Genomic DNA, 17,134 nt, shown 5'->3' with positions numbered 1-17,134 from the left:
GAACGAGGGGGCGTTACTCAAGTCGTGACTGTGCAGAAACTTGTGGGCGAATTCGGCGCTGCGGTAAAGCCGAAGCTGGCGGGCGGCGGACAACCGGAAGACCAGTTGCGGGGCCCGCTGGAAAACCTGCTGCATGGGATCGCTCAGGCCACGGGCAAGGCCAGGGGCGCGCTCACCCTGACGGGCGAAAAATCGCTCGCCGACTTGCGGACCCGGCCCGATTACGCGGTCTCGCTGCACAATGCGCTGATCGGATTTATCGAGGTCAAGGCGCCGGGCAAGGGCGCCGATCCGCGTCACTTTTCGGACAGGCACGACAAGGAGCAATGGGAACGGCTCAAATCGCTGCCCAACCTGCTCTATACCGACGGCAACAGCTTCGGCCTCTATCGCAACGGAGAACGCGAAGGGCCACTGGTCCGGCTTGACGGCGATGTCGAAACGTCCGGCGCCAAGCTGGCGGCCCCATCCACCCTGCTACCCCTTCTCGGCGACTTCCTGTCGTGGGAGCCGATCGCTCCGAAGACCCCGGGGCAACTGGCCGAAACCGCCGCGCGCCTGTGCCGCTTTTTACGCGACGAAGTGGTCGAGCAACTGGACCAGGACAATGCGGCGCTCGCCAGCCTGAGAGAAGACTGGCGCACCTTGCTGTTCCCCGATGCCGACGATCCCACCTTTGCCGACGGCTATGCCCAGGCGGTGACGTTCGGCCTGCTGATGGCGCGATCGAAGGACATCGCGCTGACGCCCGATCTCGACGATGCGGCCAAGGAACTGAGCCAGTCGGCCACGCTGATCGGCACCGCGCTGCGGCTGCTGACCGAACAGACGCTGCGCAACAGCCCCGCGCTCAAGACCCTGGCACGCGTGCTCGACGCGGTATCGTGGGCACAGGTATCGAAAGGCGATGCCGAGGCGTGGATCAATTTCTACGAGAATTTTCTGCAGGTCTACGACAAGGCCCTGCGGCGCAAAACCGGATCGTATTACACCCCGCCCGAAGTGGTGCAGGCAATGGTCCGGCTGACCGACGAAGCGCTGAAAGCGCCGGGCCGCTATGGCCTCGCGCGCGGTCTGGCCGATCCCAAGGTGCATATCGCCGATCCGGCGGTGGGGTCGGGCACTTTCCCGCTCGCGATCCTGAGAAACATCGCCGAGACGGTCGAGCACTTCGATACGGCGGGCGCGGTGGGCGGCGCGATCACCGAGGCGGCGAAGCGGCTCTACGGCTTCGAACTGCAGTTCGGCCCCTATGCCGTGGCGCAGCTGCGGCTGCTGGCGGAAATGCAGGCGCTGGGCGCGAGCGGTTCTCCGCAGCTGTTCGTCACCGATACGCTGGCCGATCCCTTCGCCGACAAGGAGACCGGGCAGGGCATCTACAAGGAAATCAGCAAGTCCCGGCTCGCGGCCGCCAAGATCAAGCGCGAAGCCCCGATCACCGTGGTCATCGGCAATCCGCCCTACAAGGACAAGGCGAATGGCAAAGGCGCGTGGATCGAGAACGGCAGCGCAAACGACGCCGCCAAGCTCGACGATTGGCAGCCTCCGGCGGACTGGGGCGTCGGTGCGCATACGAAACACCTGCGCAATCTCTACGTCTATTTCTGGCGCTGGGCGGCATGGAAGGTTTTCGAACAGGGTGCAGGCAACGCGGGCGAGCCCGACGGGATCGTCAGCTATATTACCGTGGCCGGTTTCCTGAACGGCCCCGGCTTTCAGAAGATGCGCGCGGACCTTCGCGCCAAGTGCGACGAGATCTGGGTGATCGACTGTTCGCCCGAGGGGCATCAGCCGGAGGTGGCGACGCGTATTTTTCAGGGCGTGCAGCAGCCTGTCTGCATCGTGATCGCCTCGCGCTCCCCCGATACGGACGAGGCGGTGCCTGCGACGGTCCGCTATCGGGCGCTGGGCAAGGGGCGACGGGAAGCCAAGTTTGAGGAATTGGCCAAGGTTACGCTAGGCGGAAAGGGTTGGGCGGACTGCTCGCCCAACTGGCGCGCGCCGTTCCTGCCCGCGCGTGGCGGTAGCTGGGGGGATTTCTGGCCTCTCGACAAGGTGGTCGGGAACTTAGGTTCGGGAATAATGACCGGTCGGACTTGGGTTATTTCGCCTGATGCTCGTACTTTAGAGGCTCGCTGGACTAAGCTAGTCAGTGAAAGCAACGAGACAACCAAAGAACTTCTTTTCCATCCGCAGCTACGAAAAGGAAAGGTGGCCGCTCGCCATATTAGAAAAGTTGTCTACGAAAGTCTGGGCGATCTCCCTACAAGGAAAGTGGCAGTAATAGATGACAAAGAGTCCCTCCTTGGCGTCATTCGCTTCGGATTTCGCTCATTCGACAGGCAGTATCTCCCTACGGATATCCGTCTAATCAACGATTATCGCCCCTCTCTTTGGCCAACACTCGGTCCAAAGCAAGTCTTCATAACAGGGGTAATGGACCAGCCGCAAACTTCTGGGCCTGCCGTATCCATGACCTCTCTGATACCTGACTTGCACCACTATAATGGACGCGGTGGCCACGTCTTCGCCCTCTACAAGGACGCCGCCGGGACCGAGTCCAATGTCTCGCCCGCTGCGGTCAAGGCGCTCTCGACTGCCTATGGTGCGCCGGTCGATCCGGTCGATCTGTTCGCCTATGTCGCGGGCGTCCTCGCGCATCCGGCCTTCACCGCGAGCCATCGCGACGATCTGGTCCGCCCCGGCCTGCGCGTGCCGCTGACCGCCGACAAGGCGCTGTTCGAGCGCGCTACCAAGCTGGGCCGCGAAGTCATCTGGCTCCACACGTTCGGGGAGCGGATGAACGAGGGCAAGCCTGCGGGCGAGCCGCGCCTGCCGAAGGATCGCCAGCCCACCATTCCGCCCGCGCATCCGATCCCGACCGATCCCGACAATTTCCCCGATACGCTCGATTACGATGCCGACACGCAGACGCTCAAGATCGGCACGGGCCGGATCGAGAATGTCCCGCTGGCGGTGTGGGAATACGAGGTTTCGGGCAAGAACGTGCTGCGCCAGTGGTTCAGCTATCGCAAGAAAGACCGCAGCCGCCCGCTGATCGGCGACAAGCGTCCGCCATCCGAGCTGACGAAAATACAACCGGACCACTGGCTGCCCGAATATACCAGCGAGCTGATTAACGTGCTCAACGTGCTTGCCATGCTGATCGAGCTGGAGCCCGAGCAGGCAAAGCTGCTGGAAGAGATCGAGGACGGTCCGCTGATCGCGGCGCCGACTTGACCCCCAACAACCGCCCTACCCCAGCAACCTCCGCGCCATCGCCCGCACTTCTTCGCCCATGTCCTCGCGCTCCAGCGCCAGGGCCAGGGTGGCTTCGACGAAGCCGGTCTTGCTGCCGCAGTCGAAGCGGCGGCCGTTGAAGGTTACGGCGTGGAACGGCTGGGTGCCGATCATGCGGGCCATGGCGTCGGTCAGCTGGATTTCGCCGCCCGCGCCTTTCTCCTGCCCTTCCAGCGTGCGCATGACTTCGGGCTGGAGGATGTAGCGGCCCGAGACGATCTTGTTCGAGGGCGCTTGTTCCACCGGCGGTTTTTCCACCAGGCCGCGCACTTCGGTCAGCGTGCCGCGGCTTTCGCCCGGGGTGATCACGCCGTAACTCGACACGTCCTCGCGCGGGACCTCGAGCACGGAGACGAGGTTGCCGCCCACTTGCTCGTAAGCTTCCACCATCTGTTTCATGCAGCCGGTGCCGCCGGTGCCCGAACCGGCACCCTGGTTGCCGACCATCAGCTCGTCCGGCAGGAGGATGGCGAAAGGCTCGTCGCCCACGATCGCGCGCGCGCACCAGATCGCGTGGCCGAGGCCGAGCGGCACCTGCTGGCGCACGGTGATGATGTCGCCGGGGGTGAAGCGGGTCGAATCGAGGATCGAGAGATCCTTGCCCCTCTCGCTCATCGTCGCTTCCAGTTCGTAAGCGACGTCGAAATGTTCGACGATCGCCGATTTGCCGCGCCCGGTGACGAAGATCATCTGTTCGATCCCCGCCTCGCGCGCTTCGTCCACCGCGTACTGGATCAGCGGGCGATCGACGATCGGCAGCAGTTCCTTGGGGATGGCCTTGGTGGCGGGGAGGAAACGGGTGCCCAGCCCCGCGACGGGGAAAACGGCCTTGCGGATCGGTTTGCGCGTGGTCATCCCCTGTGGATAGGTAGCGGGCGGGCCGGGCGCAAGCGTCCGTGTGGCAGCGGGCGCAATGCGGGCAACGGCTTGCGGGCGCACCGATTCACGCTAAACGCTCGCCCATGGACAAGATCATCATCGAAGGCGGCAAGCGCCTTTCCGGCACAATTCCGATTTCGGGCGCGAAGAACGCCGCGCTCACCCTGATCCCCTGCGCCCTGTTGACCGAAGAGCCGCTGACGCTGCGCAACCTGCCGCGGCTGGCCGATATCGACGGGTTCCAGCACCTGATGAACCAATTCGGGGTCACCACCTCGATCCAGGGTTCGCGGCCGGAGGATTTCGGGCGGGTCATGACGCTGGAAGCGCCGCGGATCACCGGCACCGTCGCGCCTTACGAACTGGTGCGCAAGATGCGCGCCTCGATCCTCGTGCTCGGCCCGATGCTGGCGCGGATGGGGGAAGCGACCGTCTCGCTGCCGGGCGGCTGCGCGATCGGCAACCGCCCGATCGACCTGCATCTGAAGGCGCTGGAAGCCTTCGGCGCGGAGATCGAGCTGGCCCAGGGCTATGTCCGCGCCCATGCGCCCGACGGCGGGCTGCCGGGCGGGGAGTTCGACTTTCCCGTCGTCTCGGTCGGGGCGACCGAAAACGCGCTGATGGCCGCCGCGCTGGCAAACGGGACCTGCCGCCTGTTCAACGCCGCGCGCGAGCCGGAGATCGTGGACCTGTGCAACCTGCTGGTGGCGATGGGGGCGGAGATCGAGGGGATCGGCACGTCCGACCTCACCGTGCACGGGGTCAAGCGGCTGCACGGCGCGACTTACCGCGTCATGCCTGACCGGATCGAGGCCGGCTCCTACGCCTGCGCCGCGGCGATCACCGGGGGCGAGGTCCTGCTCGACGGGGCGAAGGCGGACGAGATGCAGGCCACGCTCCACGCCCTGCGCACGATCGGCGTCCATGCGGAAGGCGAAGGCAAGGGCGTGCGCGTCGCGGCGAACGGCACGCTGAAGGCGGCGAACCTATCGACCGCGCCCTACCCCGGCCTCGCCACCGACATGCAGGCGCAATTGATGGCGCTGCTCACCCGCGCGGAAGGGACGAGCGTGCTGACCGAAACGATCTTCGAAAACCGGTACATGCACGTGCCGGAACTGAACCGGATGGGCGCGCATATCGAAACATCGGGCCGCACCGCGATCGTTCACGGGGTCGGCGGGCTGACCGGGGCCGAAGTGATGGCGACCGACCTGCGCGCTTCGATGAGCCTGGTGATCGCCGGCCTCGCCGCCGAAGGGCAGACCGAAGTGCGCCGCCTCTACCACCTCGACCGGGGGTACGAGCGGCTGGAGGAAAAGCTGGCGCTGGTCGGCGCGCAAGTGGAACGGGTGGGCGACGAATAGGCGGCGCGCCCACGCCGCTGCGGACCTTTCCGCGCTGTCCGGCGTTGACCGGGCAAATGCGCAAGAAGGAGACCGTTTCCATGGCACTGATCAAACTCGCCGCGCTCGGCGCGCTCGGCTACGTCGGGTACAAGTTCTACGAGAAGCAGAAGGCCGACCACGCAGCCTTTGCGGACAACCAGGGCGAAGCGGACGTTCGCGACGCCGGGCCCGAATCGATGCGTGACAAGCCCAAGCGCGGGTGGAGCAAGGCCGACGAGGCCAGCGACCAGAGCTTCCCCGCCAGCGACCCGCCGGCCAATTACTGAGCAGGCCTGAAAACCGGATCTGAAACCGGCGCTGAAGGCGGGCGGAACCGATCGCGGTTTCGCCCGCTTTTTCGTGCATGACCCAGACATCGAACGATTCCGGCATGAGCTACATCCGCTTCCTCGCCATGATCGCGACGGGGACGGTGGTGATGTACGGCCTCATGTATCTCAACACCTACGAATGGGATCACGTCCGCTTCAGCCAGACGCGCGCGTGGATGGCGCTGCTGATGGGCGCGACGATGGCGGTGATCATGCTCGGCTTCATGTGGCGCATGTATGGCCGGCTGCAGATCAACCTGATGATCCTTGGCCTTGCCATAGCGGGCTTCGCCGGCTCGCTCTGGCTCGTGCGGAGCCAGGCGACGGTGGGCGACGTCAGCTATATGAAAGCGATGATCCCGCACCATTCGATCGCGATCATGACCAGCCGCCGGGCGGAGATATCCGACCCCCGCGTACGCGATCTGGCCAACCGCATCATCGAGGCGCAGGTGAAGGAAATCGGCGAGATGAACACGCTGATCGCCGATATCGAGGCGACCGGCGATGCCCCGGGCGACCCGGCGCCGGTGCGCTAGACGCGTTTCCCTGCGAGGGTGAAGCGGGCCGGCGCCGTCTCGATGACAGCGACGCTAGCCGTCCGGCGCGGGGGCATGGGCGACCAGCCACAGGCGGATCGCGCCCGCCAGCCCGGGCGGAACCTCGGCCCGGATGCGTTCTTCGTCGATCCGCGCGACCAGGGCGTTGACCGGCACCCCTTCGCGCGCGGCGGCATCGCGCAGCATGGTCCAGAACAGCGGCTCCAGGCTGATCGAGGTCTTGTGCCCGGCGATTTCGACCGAACGCTTTACTGGCGGATGATAGGGGACAGGCAGCGATCGGCCCCGGTCAATACATGTGCTGGCCGCCGTTGATGCTCATGGTCGAGCCGGTGACGAAACCGCCCTGGTCGCTGGTGAGGAAGGCCACGCCGCGCGCGATTTCCTCCGCCTGACCCAGCCGGCCGACGGGGATCTTGGCGACGATCTTTTCCAGCACCGGTTCGGGCACCGCGGCGACCATGTCGGTATCGATATAGCCGGGCGCAATCGCGTTCACCGTCACCCCGCAACGTGCGCCTTCCTGCGCCAGCGCCTTGGTAAAGCCGTGAATGCCGCTTTTCGCCGCGGCGTAATTGACCTGGCCATATTGCCCCGCCTGGCCATTGATCGAACCGATGTTGACGATCCGGCCCCAGCCGCGTTCGCGCATGCCGGGGAAACAGGCCTTCGCCATGTTGAAGCAACCACCCAGGTTGATCCGCATCACTTCGTTCCAGTCGTCGAAGCTCATCTTGTGTAAAGTGCCGTCGCGCGTGATCCCGGCGTTGTTGACCACGATATCGACATCTCCGACCTCGGCAGTGATGCGCTTGCACCCTTCGATGCAGGCTTCGTGATCGCCCACGTCCCACCGGTAGACCGCGATCCCGTGGGTTTCGGAAAAGCTTTTCGCCCGTTCTTCATTGCCGGCGTAGTTGGCCACGACGGTGCGCCCCTGCGCCTTCAGGGCAAGGCTGATCGCCTCCCCGATACCGCGCGTGCCGCCGGTCACGATTGCCACTTTTGTCATATCTGCCTCTCCCGAAGTGTCAGCTTCCTCTGCCCCTGCGTCAGTCTATGCCAAGCGGGTGCCGCTACAAAGTAAAACCCCGTCACCGGATCGTCCGGGGCGGGGTTTGCCGAAGAACAATGATGTTACGAAGCGATGTCGCCCCGCCATTGACGAATCAGAAGCGGAACTGGGTGCCGACGTAAACCGCCTGGCTGTCTTCTTCCATATCGGTCAGCGGAGCGAGACGATCGCGATCCTGCGACAGGCGCACACCGGCGGTGACATCCAGATTGCGCGTCACGCGATAGGCGCCGCCAAGATCGACCGACTGATCGCCCAGCCCTTCCAGCGTGCGGGGCGAACGGCCGGGGTTGCGATCCTGCTCGAAAGAAATGCGCGGCTGCAGGCGGCTCGGCTTGTCCGGCGCGCCTTCCGACGGCTTGAAGCTGGCCAGATCGGGAACTTCCATCTCGCGCACACCGGCGGGGAGCGCGGGCGTCTTCGCGAAGCTCTGATATCCGCGGGATACGCCGAGATTGTAGCGTGTAGAGGCGAGCGCAGGCGCCTTCCCGGCATCCCCGGCCACGGCGGCCAGCGTCGAACGGAAGGAAATCGCCTTGGCCGTATCCCCGTTGACGCGAACCGCGACCGTCACCGTGCGATCGAGCGGACGGGCCGGGCCGGCGGGCGTGAAACGCAGCGTCTGCCCGCGTGCGGCGGTCATTTCCGCCACGCGGTGGGCAAGATCGGGATCGACCGAAGCCGGAGTGAAAGGGGCAAAACGCCCGAGATCGGAAACGGCGCTGTTGCCATCGAGCCCGGCAACCGCGAGCCCGGCGGACGGAAGCGCAAGCGCAAGACACGCAGCAGACAGCAGAAGGGGGACGATCCCGCCCTTGTCTGCCTTTCTGCCTGATCGAGCCATGCTCTTTCCTGCCCTTCCCCACCATTCAGACGCGAAAGCGCCTGAACCGTTCCTGACTTCGCGTGCCGTGCCAGCGGTTTCCCGCCCGCAGCGCCCCCGGATTGCTCTCGACGCCTTCGGCGCGATGATCAAGCGGGAATCGCAAGCACTCTTCGAATCGTAAACTAGGATCTATCTGCGCGCTTGGCCAGCTTTTCCACAAGCGGCGCCGCGCGAATCCCTGCCGACTGTTGCGCGCCGCACACAGAGCGCCGGCGCGATTAAGGCGTTGTTCAAGCGCGCGAAGCTCAATCGGGCGCGGCGGCGGCATTCCACGCTGCGCTTGCCGCCCGCGTGCGGGCGGTTATAGAGACCGACGAGCATAGCGACAGGACATCACCGGATTATCATGAACGTCACCCGCCTAACCCCGATCGCGTCCCGCGCCGTTTTCGCCACGCTGGCGCTGGCAAGCCTTGCGGCCTGCGGCGGTCGCGACCGTCCGACGGCAGATCTCGCCGCCAGCCAGGTGACGACGATCGGCGTCAATTCCTACCTCTGGCGCGCCGCGCTGGACACGGTCAGCTTTGCCCCCCTGCTCCAGGCCGACAGCGCCGGCGGCGTGATCGTGACCGACTGGTACGCGAACCCGAGCAATCCGGCAGAGCGGGTCAAGCTGACCGTCTCGATCCTCGACCAGGATCTGCGCGCCGATGCGGTGCGCGTCGCCGCCAGCCGTCAGGTCGCGCAGAACGGCGGATGGGTCGATGCCCCGGTTCAGGCAGCAACCGTGCAGAAGCTGGAAAGCATCATTCTGACCAAGGCGCGCGACTTGCGCCGCCAGACCGTCAACTGATCTGCGGCACCGGCGCGCACCAGCGCCCGGTGCCATCGCCAGCGCGGCGATCCGTCCCAACTCGCGCCTTCCAATAGCGCGCAAATCGCCTAACAGGGCGTGCGATGACCGATAACCGTTTCAATCCCGCCGAAGCCGATGCGCGCTGGCAGCGCGCGTGGGACGAAGCCCGCTGCTTCGAAGCCGACAGCCAGTCCGACAAGCCGAAGAGCTACGTGCTCGAGATGTTTCCCTATCCTTCGGGGCGCATCCATATCGGCCACGTGCGCAATTACACGATGGGCGACGTCCTGGCGCGCTACAAGCGGATGACCGGGCACGAGGTGCTCCACCCGATGGGGTGGGACGCCTTCGGAATGCCGGCGGAAAACGCGGCGATGGAAAAGGGCGTCCACCCCGGCGGCTGGACGCGCGACAATATCGCCAACATGAAGGCCCAGCTCAGGCGGATCGGCTTCGCGCTCGACTGGAGCCGCGAACTCGCCACCTGCGATCCCGAATATTACGGCCACGAGCAGGCGCTGTTCATCGACCTGTACGAGGCAGGCCTCGTTTATCGCAAGGAGAGCGAGGTAAACTGGGACCCGGTCGACATGACCGTGCTCGCCAACGAACAGGTGATCGACGGCAAGGGCTGGCGTTCGGGCGCCGAGGTGGAGAAGCGCAAGCTCAACCAGTGGTTCCTGAAGATCACCGACTTTGCCGAGGATCTGCTGGAAGGGCTCGGCACGCTCGACGACTGGCCCGAGAAAGTCCGCCTGATGCAGGAAAACTGGATCGGCAAGTCGCGCGGGCTGCAGTTCGCCTTCGACCTTTCGAACGGGGATACACTGCCCGTCTATACCACCCGGCCCGACACGATCTTCGGCGCGACTTTCGTGGCGGTCGCGCCCGATCACCCGCTGGCCCAGGGGGTTGCCGCGCAGAACTGCGACGCGGCGAAGTTCATCGAGCGGTGCAAGCGCGGGGGCACGACCGCGGCGGAGCTGGAAACGGCGGAGAAGCTCGGCTTCGATACCGGGATCGGCGCCCGGCACCCGTTCACCGGGGAGCATCTGCCCGTCTTCATCGCCAATTTCGTGCTGATGGATTACGGCACCGGCGCGATCATGGCCGTGCCCGGCCATGACCAGCGCGATTTCGAATTCGCGACCAAGTACGGCCTGCCGATCCCGCGCGTTGTCGCCCCGAGCGTGGAAGATGCCGGCAAGGTCTTCGAGGGCGAGGCCGAGGCGGGCGAGGGCGTGATCGTCAATTCCGATTTCCTCGACGGGATGGAAGTCGAAGCCGCCAAGCGCGAAGTGATCCGCCGGATCGAAGGCGAAGGGCGCGGCGAGGGCAAGACCGTCTGGCGCCTGCGCGACTGGGGCGTGTCGCGCCAGCGGTACTGGGGCACGCCGATCCCCTTCATCCATTGCCGGACCTGCGGCGTCGTGCCCGCGCCCAAGGAAAGCCTGCCGATCACCCTGCCCGAAGACGTCGATTTCCAGACGCCGGGCAACCCGCTGGTGCGGCACCCGACCTGGAAGCACGTCGATTGCCCCAAATGCGGCGGCAAGGCGGAGCGGGAGACCGACACGCTCGACACTTTCGTCGATTCGAGCTGGTATTTCCTGCGCTTCGCCAGCCAGCCGGCGGACCGGCCCTTCGACCGCGAGGAAGCGGCGAAGTGGCTGCCGGTGGAACAGTATATCGGCGGGATCGAGCACGCGATCCTGCATCTGCTCTATGCCCGGTTCTGGACCCGCGCGCTGCAACGCATGGGCCAGCTCGACTTCGCCGAACCGTTCGCCAGCCTGTTCACGCAAGGGATGGTGACGCACGAAACCTATAGCCGCGAGCAAGGCGGCAAGACGGTCTATTACGCGCCGGACGAAATCAGCCGCGAGGCCGATCGCGCCCTGCTCAACGCCGACGGGGGCGAAGTTGCGATCGGCCGCGTGATCAAGATGTCCAAGTCGAAGAAGAACACCGTCGACCCGGACCAGATCATTGCCCAGTACGGCGCCGACGCGGTGCGCTGGTTCATGCTGTCCGACAGCCCGCCCGAGCGCGACCTGCCCTGGTCCGAAGCGGGGATCGAAGGCTGCTGGCGTTTCGTCCAGCGGTTGTGGCGCCTGTTCGGGCAATACGATGCCGCCGCCGAGGGTGAGGACAAGGCGCTGCTGCGCAAGATCCACCAGACCATCGCCGCGGTGGCCGAAGACGTCGAGGCGCTGTCTTTCAACAAGGCGGTCGCCCGGATTTACGAGCTGACCGGTGCGGCGGAAAAGGCCGCGCCTTCGGCCACGCGCAGCGAGGCGATCCGTACCATCCTGCTGCTTTCCAGCCCGATGATGCCGCACCTGGCCGAAGAAGGCTGGGCCGCTATCGGCGGCGAGGGGCTGATCGCCAATGCGCCCTGGCCCACCGTCGATCCGGCGCTGCTGGTGGAAGACGAAGTGACCATCGCCGTTCAGCACATGGGCAAGCTGCGCGATACCCTGACCGCTCCGAAGGGCATGGCCCGCGAAGATCTCGAAGCGCTTGCCCTCGCGAGCGAGAAAGTGCAGCGTTCGATCGACGGAGCAACCGTGCGCAAGGTGATCGTGGTGCCCGACCGGCTGGTGAACATCGTTACATGATTCGCGCCCTCGCCCTCGCCGCGGCGCTGTTCGCGCTTGCCGGCTGCGGGCTGCAGCCGATGTACGCCGGCGGGGGCAGCGGCGCAGTCGCGCGCGGACTGGCCGCAGTCGAAGTCGCCCCGATCGAAGGGCGCGGCGGGTGGCTGGTGCGCAATGCCCTGCGCGACCGGCTGGGCGCGGCAGGACCGGAAAGCCCGCGCTATCGCCTGGACGTGCGGCTCGACGACCGGCTGGAAGGGCTGGGCGTGCTGAGCGACGATACCGTCGGGCGTGAACGGCGCACGCTGCGCGCACGCTATCAGCTCGTCGACACTGCCGACGATACGATCCTGCTCGACGCCACGGCCGGCTCCGACGCGGGGATCGACGTCGTTTCCAGCGAATATGCGACCATCGCCGCCGAACAGACCGCGCTGGAAAACCTGGCGCAGGACGTGGCCGACCGGATCGTTACCCAGCTGTCGCTGACGCTGCGCCAGCAGGACCGGTGAAGGCGACCCAGCGCGACTTTGCGGGCACCGCGCAGCGCGCAGCGCAGCAATGCGGCGTGTTCTTCTTCTGCGGCCCCGACGAAGCCGGCGCCTCCGCCGCCGCCGACCGGATCGTCGCGCTGCTGGACGATCCCGGCGAACGGGTCGAAATGGCCGGCGCCGCCTTGCGCAAGGACCCGGTCCTGCTGGGTGACGAGGCGCGCTCGTCCTCGCTGTTCGGCGGTGCGCGCCATATCTATGTCCGCGCCAACGGCGACGAAGCGCACGACGCGGTTGCCAACCTGCTCGACGGGACCGGCGATGCCTGCCCGGTCCTGATCGTCGCCACGTCCGCCACCGACAAGTCGCGCACCGCCAAGCTGCTGGAGAAGCGCGACGACGCCCTGGTTGCGATGTTCTGGCCGCCCGATCTCGCCTCCGTCACCGCCAGCGTGCGGACAATGGCCGATGCGGCAGGCCTGCGGCTCAACGGCGACATCGCCGAACGGATCGCGCGTGCCGCCGGGCTCGACGTGCGGCTAGCGCGTTCGGAAGTGGAAAAGCTCTCGCTCTATCTCGACGCGTCGCCCGCGGCCCCGCGCACCGCCGATGCCGAAGCGCTGGAAGCGATCGGGGCGACGACCGAGGAAGACGGGTTCATGGCGCTGGTCAACGCGGTTCTGGCGGGCGAGGTGCGCAAAATCCCGGGCGAGATCCACCGGCTGCGCGAACTGTCGCTCAACCCCGTGGGTGTCCTGCTCGCGATCGAACGCCGCGCGGCGCAGCTTGCCCGGCTGGCGGCCACGCTCGGATCGCGCCGGCTGACCGATCTCGATCGCGGGGCGAAGGCCCGGCTGGGGATCTTCTGGAAGGACGAACGCGACATTGCCGCCCAGCTGCAACGCTGGCGCGGGCGCGAGCTGGATCGGCTGGTGGCGAAGCTCGTCGCGCTGCACCGTGCGCTGCTGGCCAACAGCCAGTCGGCCGAACTGCTGCTGGCCCAGGGACTGGCCGAAATCGCCCGGCGCGCCGCCCGTCGCTGACGATCCGGAAAGCCAGCTCCCAGCCCAGCCCAGCCCGGCGCAGGCCTAGTTTTCGGGGACCTGGAAAGTTCCCGATACACGCCCGCTGGAATTCGTCGTCTGGCCGGTTACGCCCGAAGAGCCCGATGCACTGCCATCCACGCTGGAAACGCCGCTGGCCAGGTCGATCACCAGCCGTCCGCCGTTCAGCGTATCGGTGCCCCGGCGCAGGCGGACATTGCCGGCCATGGTGATGATCCGGCGGTTGAAATCGTACACTGCGACATCGCCGGTTGCCGATTCGCTGCCGCGCGTCACCTGCACCCCGCCCGTCGCCGTGATGCGCTGTATCTGCAGCGATCCGGCATCGGAGTAATTGACCAGCGTGCGCGCCGCCCGCACTCGCAGGCCGGCCTGGGTAATATCGACATTACCCGACAGGACGACGCGGTTCTGCCGGTCCTGCAGCTCGATCCGGTCGGCCGCATAGTTGACCGGGGCGTTGGAATTGTGCCCCGCAATCGCCTGCGCGCCGGCCTGAATGCCGGCAAATATGGCCGCCGTGCCGATAAAGCCGGCAAGCGCCCAGCGCGAGGCAGTGGAAAGGTGCGAAATCATCAGGGCATCCTCAATTCGCCGGGCACCATGCGCAGACGGGCATTGCCGTCAAGCGCGACAGTGCGGGCCTGCAGGTCCGCGACCAGTTTGTCGGAAGAGAACGTTCCGGCGGGAATTTCCCCTTCCACCCCGCCGCTGCCGACCATCCGCTTGGTCGCCAGATCGACCGAGACGCCGCGTGCGACCATGCGATAGCCATCCGCAGCAGTCAGACGCACAGGGCCGAACACGGTGACGAGGTCGTCGCTGATGTCGTAAGCGCCGGCCTGCGCGGAAAGGCGCGCGGGGCCTTCGGTCATCGCCAGGCGGGCGACGAGATCGTTCATCCGCACGATCCCTTCCGCGCTGGAGCGCTGGACCGCCTCGCCCGCGGTCAGCGAGAATGGCCGCCCCTTGTCGTCCTGCCCCCGGTACATGGCATTATCGACGCGCAGCCGCTCGTCGATCACCGCCACTTTGTTGCGATCGAGCAGGAAGCTGACTTCGCCGCGCGGGCTGAGCGGGGTGATGACCATCAGCGCCGCAATCACGCCCACCCCCATCGGCAGCACCTTGACCAGGAAGCCGACCAGCCGATCGTGCGACCCGCCGGGGGCGGCGAAATGCTGGCGCTTGCTCCTCAGCTGCGCCGCCTCGCTGGTCTCTATGCGTCGTTTGATAACCATCGACCGCGCCTGCCACCGCGTACCCTAAGCATGGCTGAATATGTCCTGTTCGGCCCAGCCGGCAAGGTCGAGCCGCGCGCGCGTGGGCAGGAAATCGAAACAGGCCTGCGCCAGTTCGCTGCGCCCTTCGCGCGCCAGCCGGGTCACGAACACTTCGTGCAGCCGGTGAAGGAAACGCACATCCGACGCGGCATAGTCGCGCTGCGCCTCGTTGATTTCGCTGGCGCCCCAGTCGGAGCTTTGCTGCGCCTTGGAAATATCGGCGCCGAGCAGTTCCTGCACCAGATTCTTGAGCCCGTGTCGGTCGGTATACGTCCGCGTCAGCTTGCTCGCGATCTTGGTGCAGAACACCGGCGCGGCGGTCACGCCCAGATAGTGTTCGATCGCAGCAAGGTCGAAACGCGCGAAATGGAACAGCTTCAACCGTGCCGGATCGGCCAGAACGGCCTTGAGATTGGGCGCGGCGAAGGCGCTGTCGACCGCGAAACGCACGAGGTGTTCGTCCCCCTGCCCATCGCTGATCTGGACCAGGCACAGGCGGTCGCGCGGGGTAACGAGGCCCATTGTCTCGGTGTCGACGGCGACCGGGCCGGGGGCCAGAACGCCTTCGGGGAGGTCTTCTTCATGAAAATGCACTGCCATAGCGCCCGCCCTTAGGCCGATTGGGGATTGAGGGAAAGGGCTGCTGGCGAGCGTGCCGTGCCCGCACTATCCTGATCGCCATGACCGAAACGATCCCCGAAAGCTGGCGCCTGGCGCTCGATCCCGTGCTGACCACGCCCGAGGCGCGCCGCCTGGGCGGATGGTTGCGGGCAGAAGAGGATGCAGGGCAGACCATCTATCCCCCGCGCGGCACGCGGCTGGCGGCGCTCGACCTGACCCCGCTCGACCAGGTGCGGGTGGTGATCCTGGGGCAGGACCCCTATCACGGCCCGAACCAGGCGATGGGGCTGTGCTTCGCAGTGCCCGAAGGGGTCAGGGTCCCGCCCAGCCTGCTGAACATCTACAAGGAACTCGAAAGCGATCTGGGCCTGCCGCGACCCGGCCACGGCGATCTGAGTGCATGGGCGCGGCAGGGCGTTCTGCTGCTCAACAATGCGCTGACTGTCGAAGCCGGCCGGGCGGGAAGCCACGCGGGCAAGGGGTGGGAAGCGATCACCGATGCCTGCGTCGCCGCGGTCGCCGCGCAGGCGGAGCCGAGCGTCTTCATCCTGTGGGGCAGCCACGCCCAGGGCAAGGCCGCGCGAATACCCGAGCTGGCCGGGACCGAGCGGCATCTGGTCCTGCGCTCTCCCCACCCCAGCCCCCTGTCGGCCCATCGCGGTTTCTTCGGTTCGCGTCCGTTCAGCCAGGCCAACGCTTTCCTGGAAGCGCACGGACGCGGCACGATCGACTGGCGGGTCTAGATCGAGCCCGCTAGAAGGTACCCTATGGCGGGCGACATCGGGGAAAGCATGGCGGATATCGCCATCGGCAGCATGGCCGCACGGTCCGTTGAACCGGACGCGGGCGGAAGCCCGGTGGCGGACGCGGACGGGCATACGCTGGAAGAGGCGTGCCTCAACTGCGGCACTCGCCTCACCGGCCCGCACTGCCACAATTGCGGCCAGCGCGCCCATGTCCATCGCACGTTGAGCGCTTTCTTCCACGATCTGCTGCACGGCGTGCTGCATTTCGAAGGCAAGACCTGGCGAACGTTGCCGTTGCTGTTGTGGAAGCCGGGCAAGCTGACCCGCGAATATATCGACGGACGGCGCGCGAGCTATGTCAGCCCGATCGCGCTGTTCCTGTTCGTGGTGTTCCTCAGCTTCGCGGTGTTCAGCCTGATCGGCGGTTCGAAAGCGTTCGAGCCGGAAGCGGATGCGCTGGAACAGGTCAAGCTGGCCTATGCCACCAACCAGGCCGAACTGGCCGAACTGCAAGCCGATCAGGCGAACGAGAGCGATCCGCAGGAACTGGCGGAAATCGAAGCGCGCATCGCCTCGCTGACCGAGGACCAGCAGGGCCTGCAAATGGTGCTGGGCAATATCGGCGACACGTTCGAACGCGATTTTCAGCAGGGGTTCGCGGAAAATCCGCTGCCGGAAAGCAGCGCCATCGCGCAATCGATCGACAAGGTTCGCGCCAACCCGCAGCTGGCGATCTACAAGATCCAGACCAATGCCTACAAGTTCAGCTGGATGCTGATCCCGCTGAGCGTGCCGTTCGTCTGGCTGCTGTTTCCTTTCAGCCGCCGGTTCCGCGGATACGACCACACCGTTTTCGCGACGTATTCGATCACCTTCATGATCGCGCTTGCCGCCATTTCCAGCCTGCTGATCTTCTATGGCGCGGGTGCCGTGGGCGGCCTGCTGCTGCTGTACGCACCGTGGCACATGTACCGCCAGCTGCGCGGTGCCTATGCCCTGGGCAGGTTCGGAGCGCTGTGGCGTATGCTGGCGCTGAGCCTGTTCGCATGGATCGCGATCGGCCTGTTCCTCAGCCTGATCGGCGTGATGGCAGGGACCTGATCGCCACGGCGG

The 17,134-nt window shown here is 66.0% G+C and carries 17 protein-coding genes; 10 read left to right on the top strand and 7 right to left on the bottom strand.

What is annotated here, in order from left to right:
- Positions 1-24 precede the first annotated feature (24 nt).
- The gene (locus AM2010_RS11790) at positions 25-3,240 is read left to right on the top strand and encodes a type ISP restriction/modification enzyme (protein ID WP_201784053.1); all 3,216 of its coding nucleotides are present in this window, start codon (positions 25-27) and stop codon (positions 3,238-3,240) included.
- Positions 3,241-3,255: 15 nt separating this feature from the next.
- Here the strand turns inward: AM2010_RS11790 and AM2010_RS11785 are convergent, their stop codons facing one another.
- The gene (locus AM2010_RS11785; RefSeq protein WP_047807231.1) at positions 3,256-4,155 is read right to left on the bottom strand and encodes a UTP--glucose-1-phosphate uridylyltransferase; all 900 of its coding nucleotides are present in this window, start codon (positions 4,153-4,155) and stop codon (positions 3,256-3,258) included.
- 107 nt (positions 4,156-4,262) lie between these two features.
- Here AM2010_RS11785 and murA point away from each other — a divergent pair, with 107 nt between their 5' ends.
- The 3 genes from murA (at position 4,263) to AM2010_RS11770 (ending at position 6,438) form a co-directional block, all read left to right on the top strand.
- Entirely contained in the window at positions 4,263-5,546 is a 1,284-nt protein-coding gene (murA, locus tag AM2010_RS11780) for a UDP-N-acetylglucosamine 1-carboxyvinyltransferase (protein WP_047807230.1), read from the top strand.
- An 80-nt stretch (positions 5,547-5,626) separates the two neighbouring features.
- Positions 5,627-5,854, top strand: a complete 228-nt coding sequence (locus tag AM2010_RS11775; RefSeq protein ID WP_047807948.1) for a hypothetical protein — start codon at positions 5,627-5,629, stop codon at positions 5,852-5,854.
- 77 nt (positions 5,855-5,931) lie between these two features.
- Positions 5,932-6,438: a DUF305 domain-containing protein gene (locus tag AM2010_RS11770; protein ID WP_201784052.1), complete on the top strand. Its 507-nt coding sequence runs from the start codon at positions 5,932-5,934 to the stop codon at positions 6,436-6,438.
- Positions 6,439-6,492: 54 nt separating this feature from the next.
- Here AM2010_RS11770 and AM2010_RS11765 read toward each other — a convergent pair whose 3' ends face one another.
- The 3 genes from AM2010_RS11765 to AM2010_RS11755 form a co-directional block, all read right to left on the bottom strand.
- Positions 6,493-6,735 carry a ribbon-helix-helix domain-containing protein gene (locus tag AM2010_RS11765; protein WP_047807229.1) on the bottom strand — a complete coding sequence of 81 codons (243 nt, stop codon included), beginning with the start codon at positions 6,733-6,735 and terminating at the stop codon, positions 6,493-6,495.
- Positions 6,736-6,748: 13 nt separating this feature from the next.
- Positions 6,749-7,471: an acetoacetyl-CoA reductase gene (phbB, locus tag AM2010_RS11760; RefSeq protein WP_047807228.1), complete on the bottom strand. Its 723-nt coding sequence runs from the start codon at positions 7,469-7,471 to the stop codon at positions 6,749-6,751.
- A gap of 157 nt (positions 7,472-7,628) precedes the next feature.
- Positions 7,629-8,378, bottom strand: a complete 750-nt coding sequence (locus AM2010_RS11755) for a hypothetical protein (RefSeq protein WP_047807227.1) — start codon at positions 8,376-8,378, stop codon at positions 7,629-7,631.
- Between the two features lie 388 nt (positions 8,379-8,766).
- On the opposite strand from AM2010_RS11755, the gene AM2010_RS11750 reads away from it, so the two are divergent.
- The 4 genes from AM2010_RS11750 to holA all read left to right on the top strand — a co-directional run bounded on the left by AM2010_RS11750 (position 8,767) and on the right by holA (position 13,350).
- On the top strand, positions 8,767-9,213 hold the full coding sequence (locus AM2010_RS11750; RefSeq protein ID WP_047807226.1) for a DUF3576 domain-containing protein: 447 nt from the start codon (positions 8,767-8,769) through the stop codon (positions 9,211-9,213).
- 104 nt (positions 9,214-9,317) lie between these two features.
- Positions 9,318-11,837 carry a leucine--tRNA ligase gene (leuS, locus tag AM2010_RS11745; RefSeq protein WP_047807225.1) on the top strand — a complete coding sequence of 840 codons (2,520 nt, stop codon included), beginning with the start codon at positions 9,318-9,320 and terminating at the stop codon, positions 11,835-11,837.
- Entirely contained in the window at positions 11,834-12,328 is a 495-nt protein-coding gene (gene lptE, locus AM2010_RS11740) for an LPS assembly lipoprotein LptE (protein WP_047807224.1), read from the top strand. The genes leuS and lptE overlap by 4 nt, the downstream gene beginning before the upstream one ends.
- Complete coding sequence (holA, locus tag AM2010_RS11735; protein WP_047807223.1) at positions 12,325-13,350, top strand: DNA polymerase III subunit delta; 1,026 nt, start codon at positions 12,325-12,327, stop codon at positions 13,348-13,350. Before lptE ends, holA begins: the two co-directional genes overlap by 4 nt.
- A gap of 45 nt (positions 13,351-13,395) precedes the next feature.
- Here the strand turns inward: holA and AM2010_RS11730 are convergent, their stop codons facing one another.
- The 3 genes from AM2010_RS11730 to AM2010_RS11720 are packed head-to-tail and all read right to left on the bottom strand — an operon-like array spanning position 13,396 to position 15,254.
- Positions 13,396-13,947, bottom strand: a complete 552-nt coding sequence (locus tag AM2010_RS11730) for an LptA/OstA family protein (RefSeq protein WP_047807222.1) — start codon at positions 13,945-13,947, stop codon at positions 13,396-13,398.
- On the bottom strand, positions 13,947-14,612 hold the full coding sequence (locus AM2010_RS11725) for a hypothetical protein (RefSeq protein WP_047807221.1): 666 nt from the start codon (positions 14,610-14,612) through the stop codon (positions 13,947-13,949). The genes AM2010_RS11730 and AM2010_RS11725 overlap by 1 nt, the downstream gene beginning before the upstream one ends.
- A gap of 24 nt (positions 14,613-14,636) precedes the next feature.
- The gene (locus tag AM2010_RS11720) at positions 14,637-15,254 is read right to left on the bottom strand and encodes a ribonuclease D (RefSeq protein WP_047807220.1); all 618 of its coding nucleotides are present in this window, start codon (positions 15,252-15,254) and stop codon (positions 14,637-14,639) included.
- Positions 15,255-15,334: 80 nt separating this feature from the next.
- Between AM2010_RS11720 and ung the strand changes: the two genes are divergently transcribed.
- Together ung and AM2010_RS11710 are read left to right on the top strand one after the other, a co-directional pair.
- Positions 15,335-16,018, top strand: a complete 684-nt coding sequence (ung, locus tag AM2010_RS11715) for a uracil-DNA glycosylase (protein WP_047807219.1) — start codon at positions 15,335-15,337, stop codon at positions 16,016-16,018.
- A gap of 24 nt (positions 16,019-16,042) precedes the next feature.
- Positions 16,043-17,122 carry a DUF3667 domain-containing protein gene (locus AM2010_RS11710; RefSeq protein ID WP_047807218.1) on the top strand — a complete coding sequence of 360 codons (1,080 nt, stop codon included), beginning with the start codon at positions 16,043-16,045 and terminating at the stop codon, positions 17,120-17,122.
- Positions 17,123-17,134: the final 12 nt, after the last annotated feature.

It is taken from the genome of Pelagerythrobacter marensis (genome assembly GCF_001028625.1).
Lineage (GTDB): Bacteria > Pseudomonadota > Alphaproteobacteria > Sphingomonadales > Sphingomonadaceae > Pelagerythrobacter > Pelagerythrobacter marensis.
The sequence above is the reverse complement of the archived record's forward strand: the minus strand, read 5'-3'. Positions and strand labels throughout refer to the sequence as shown.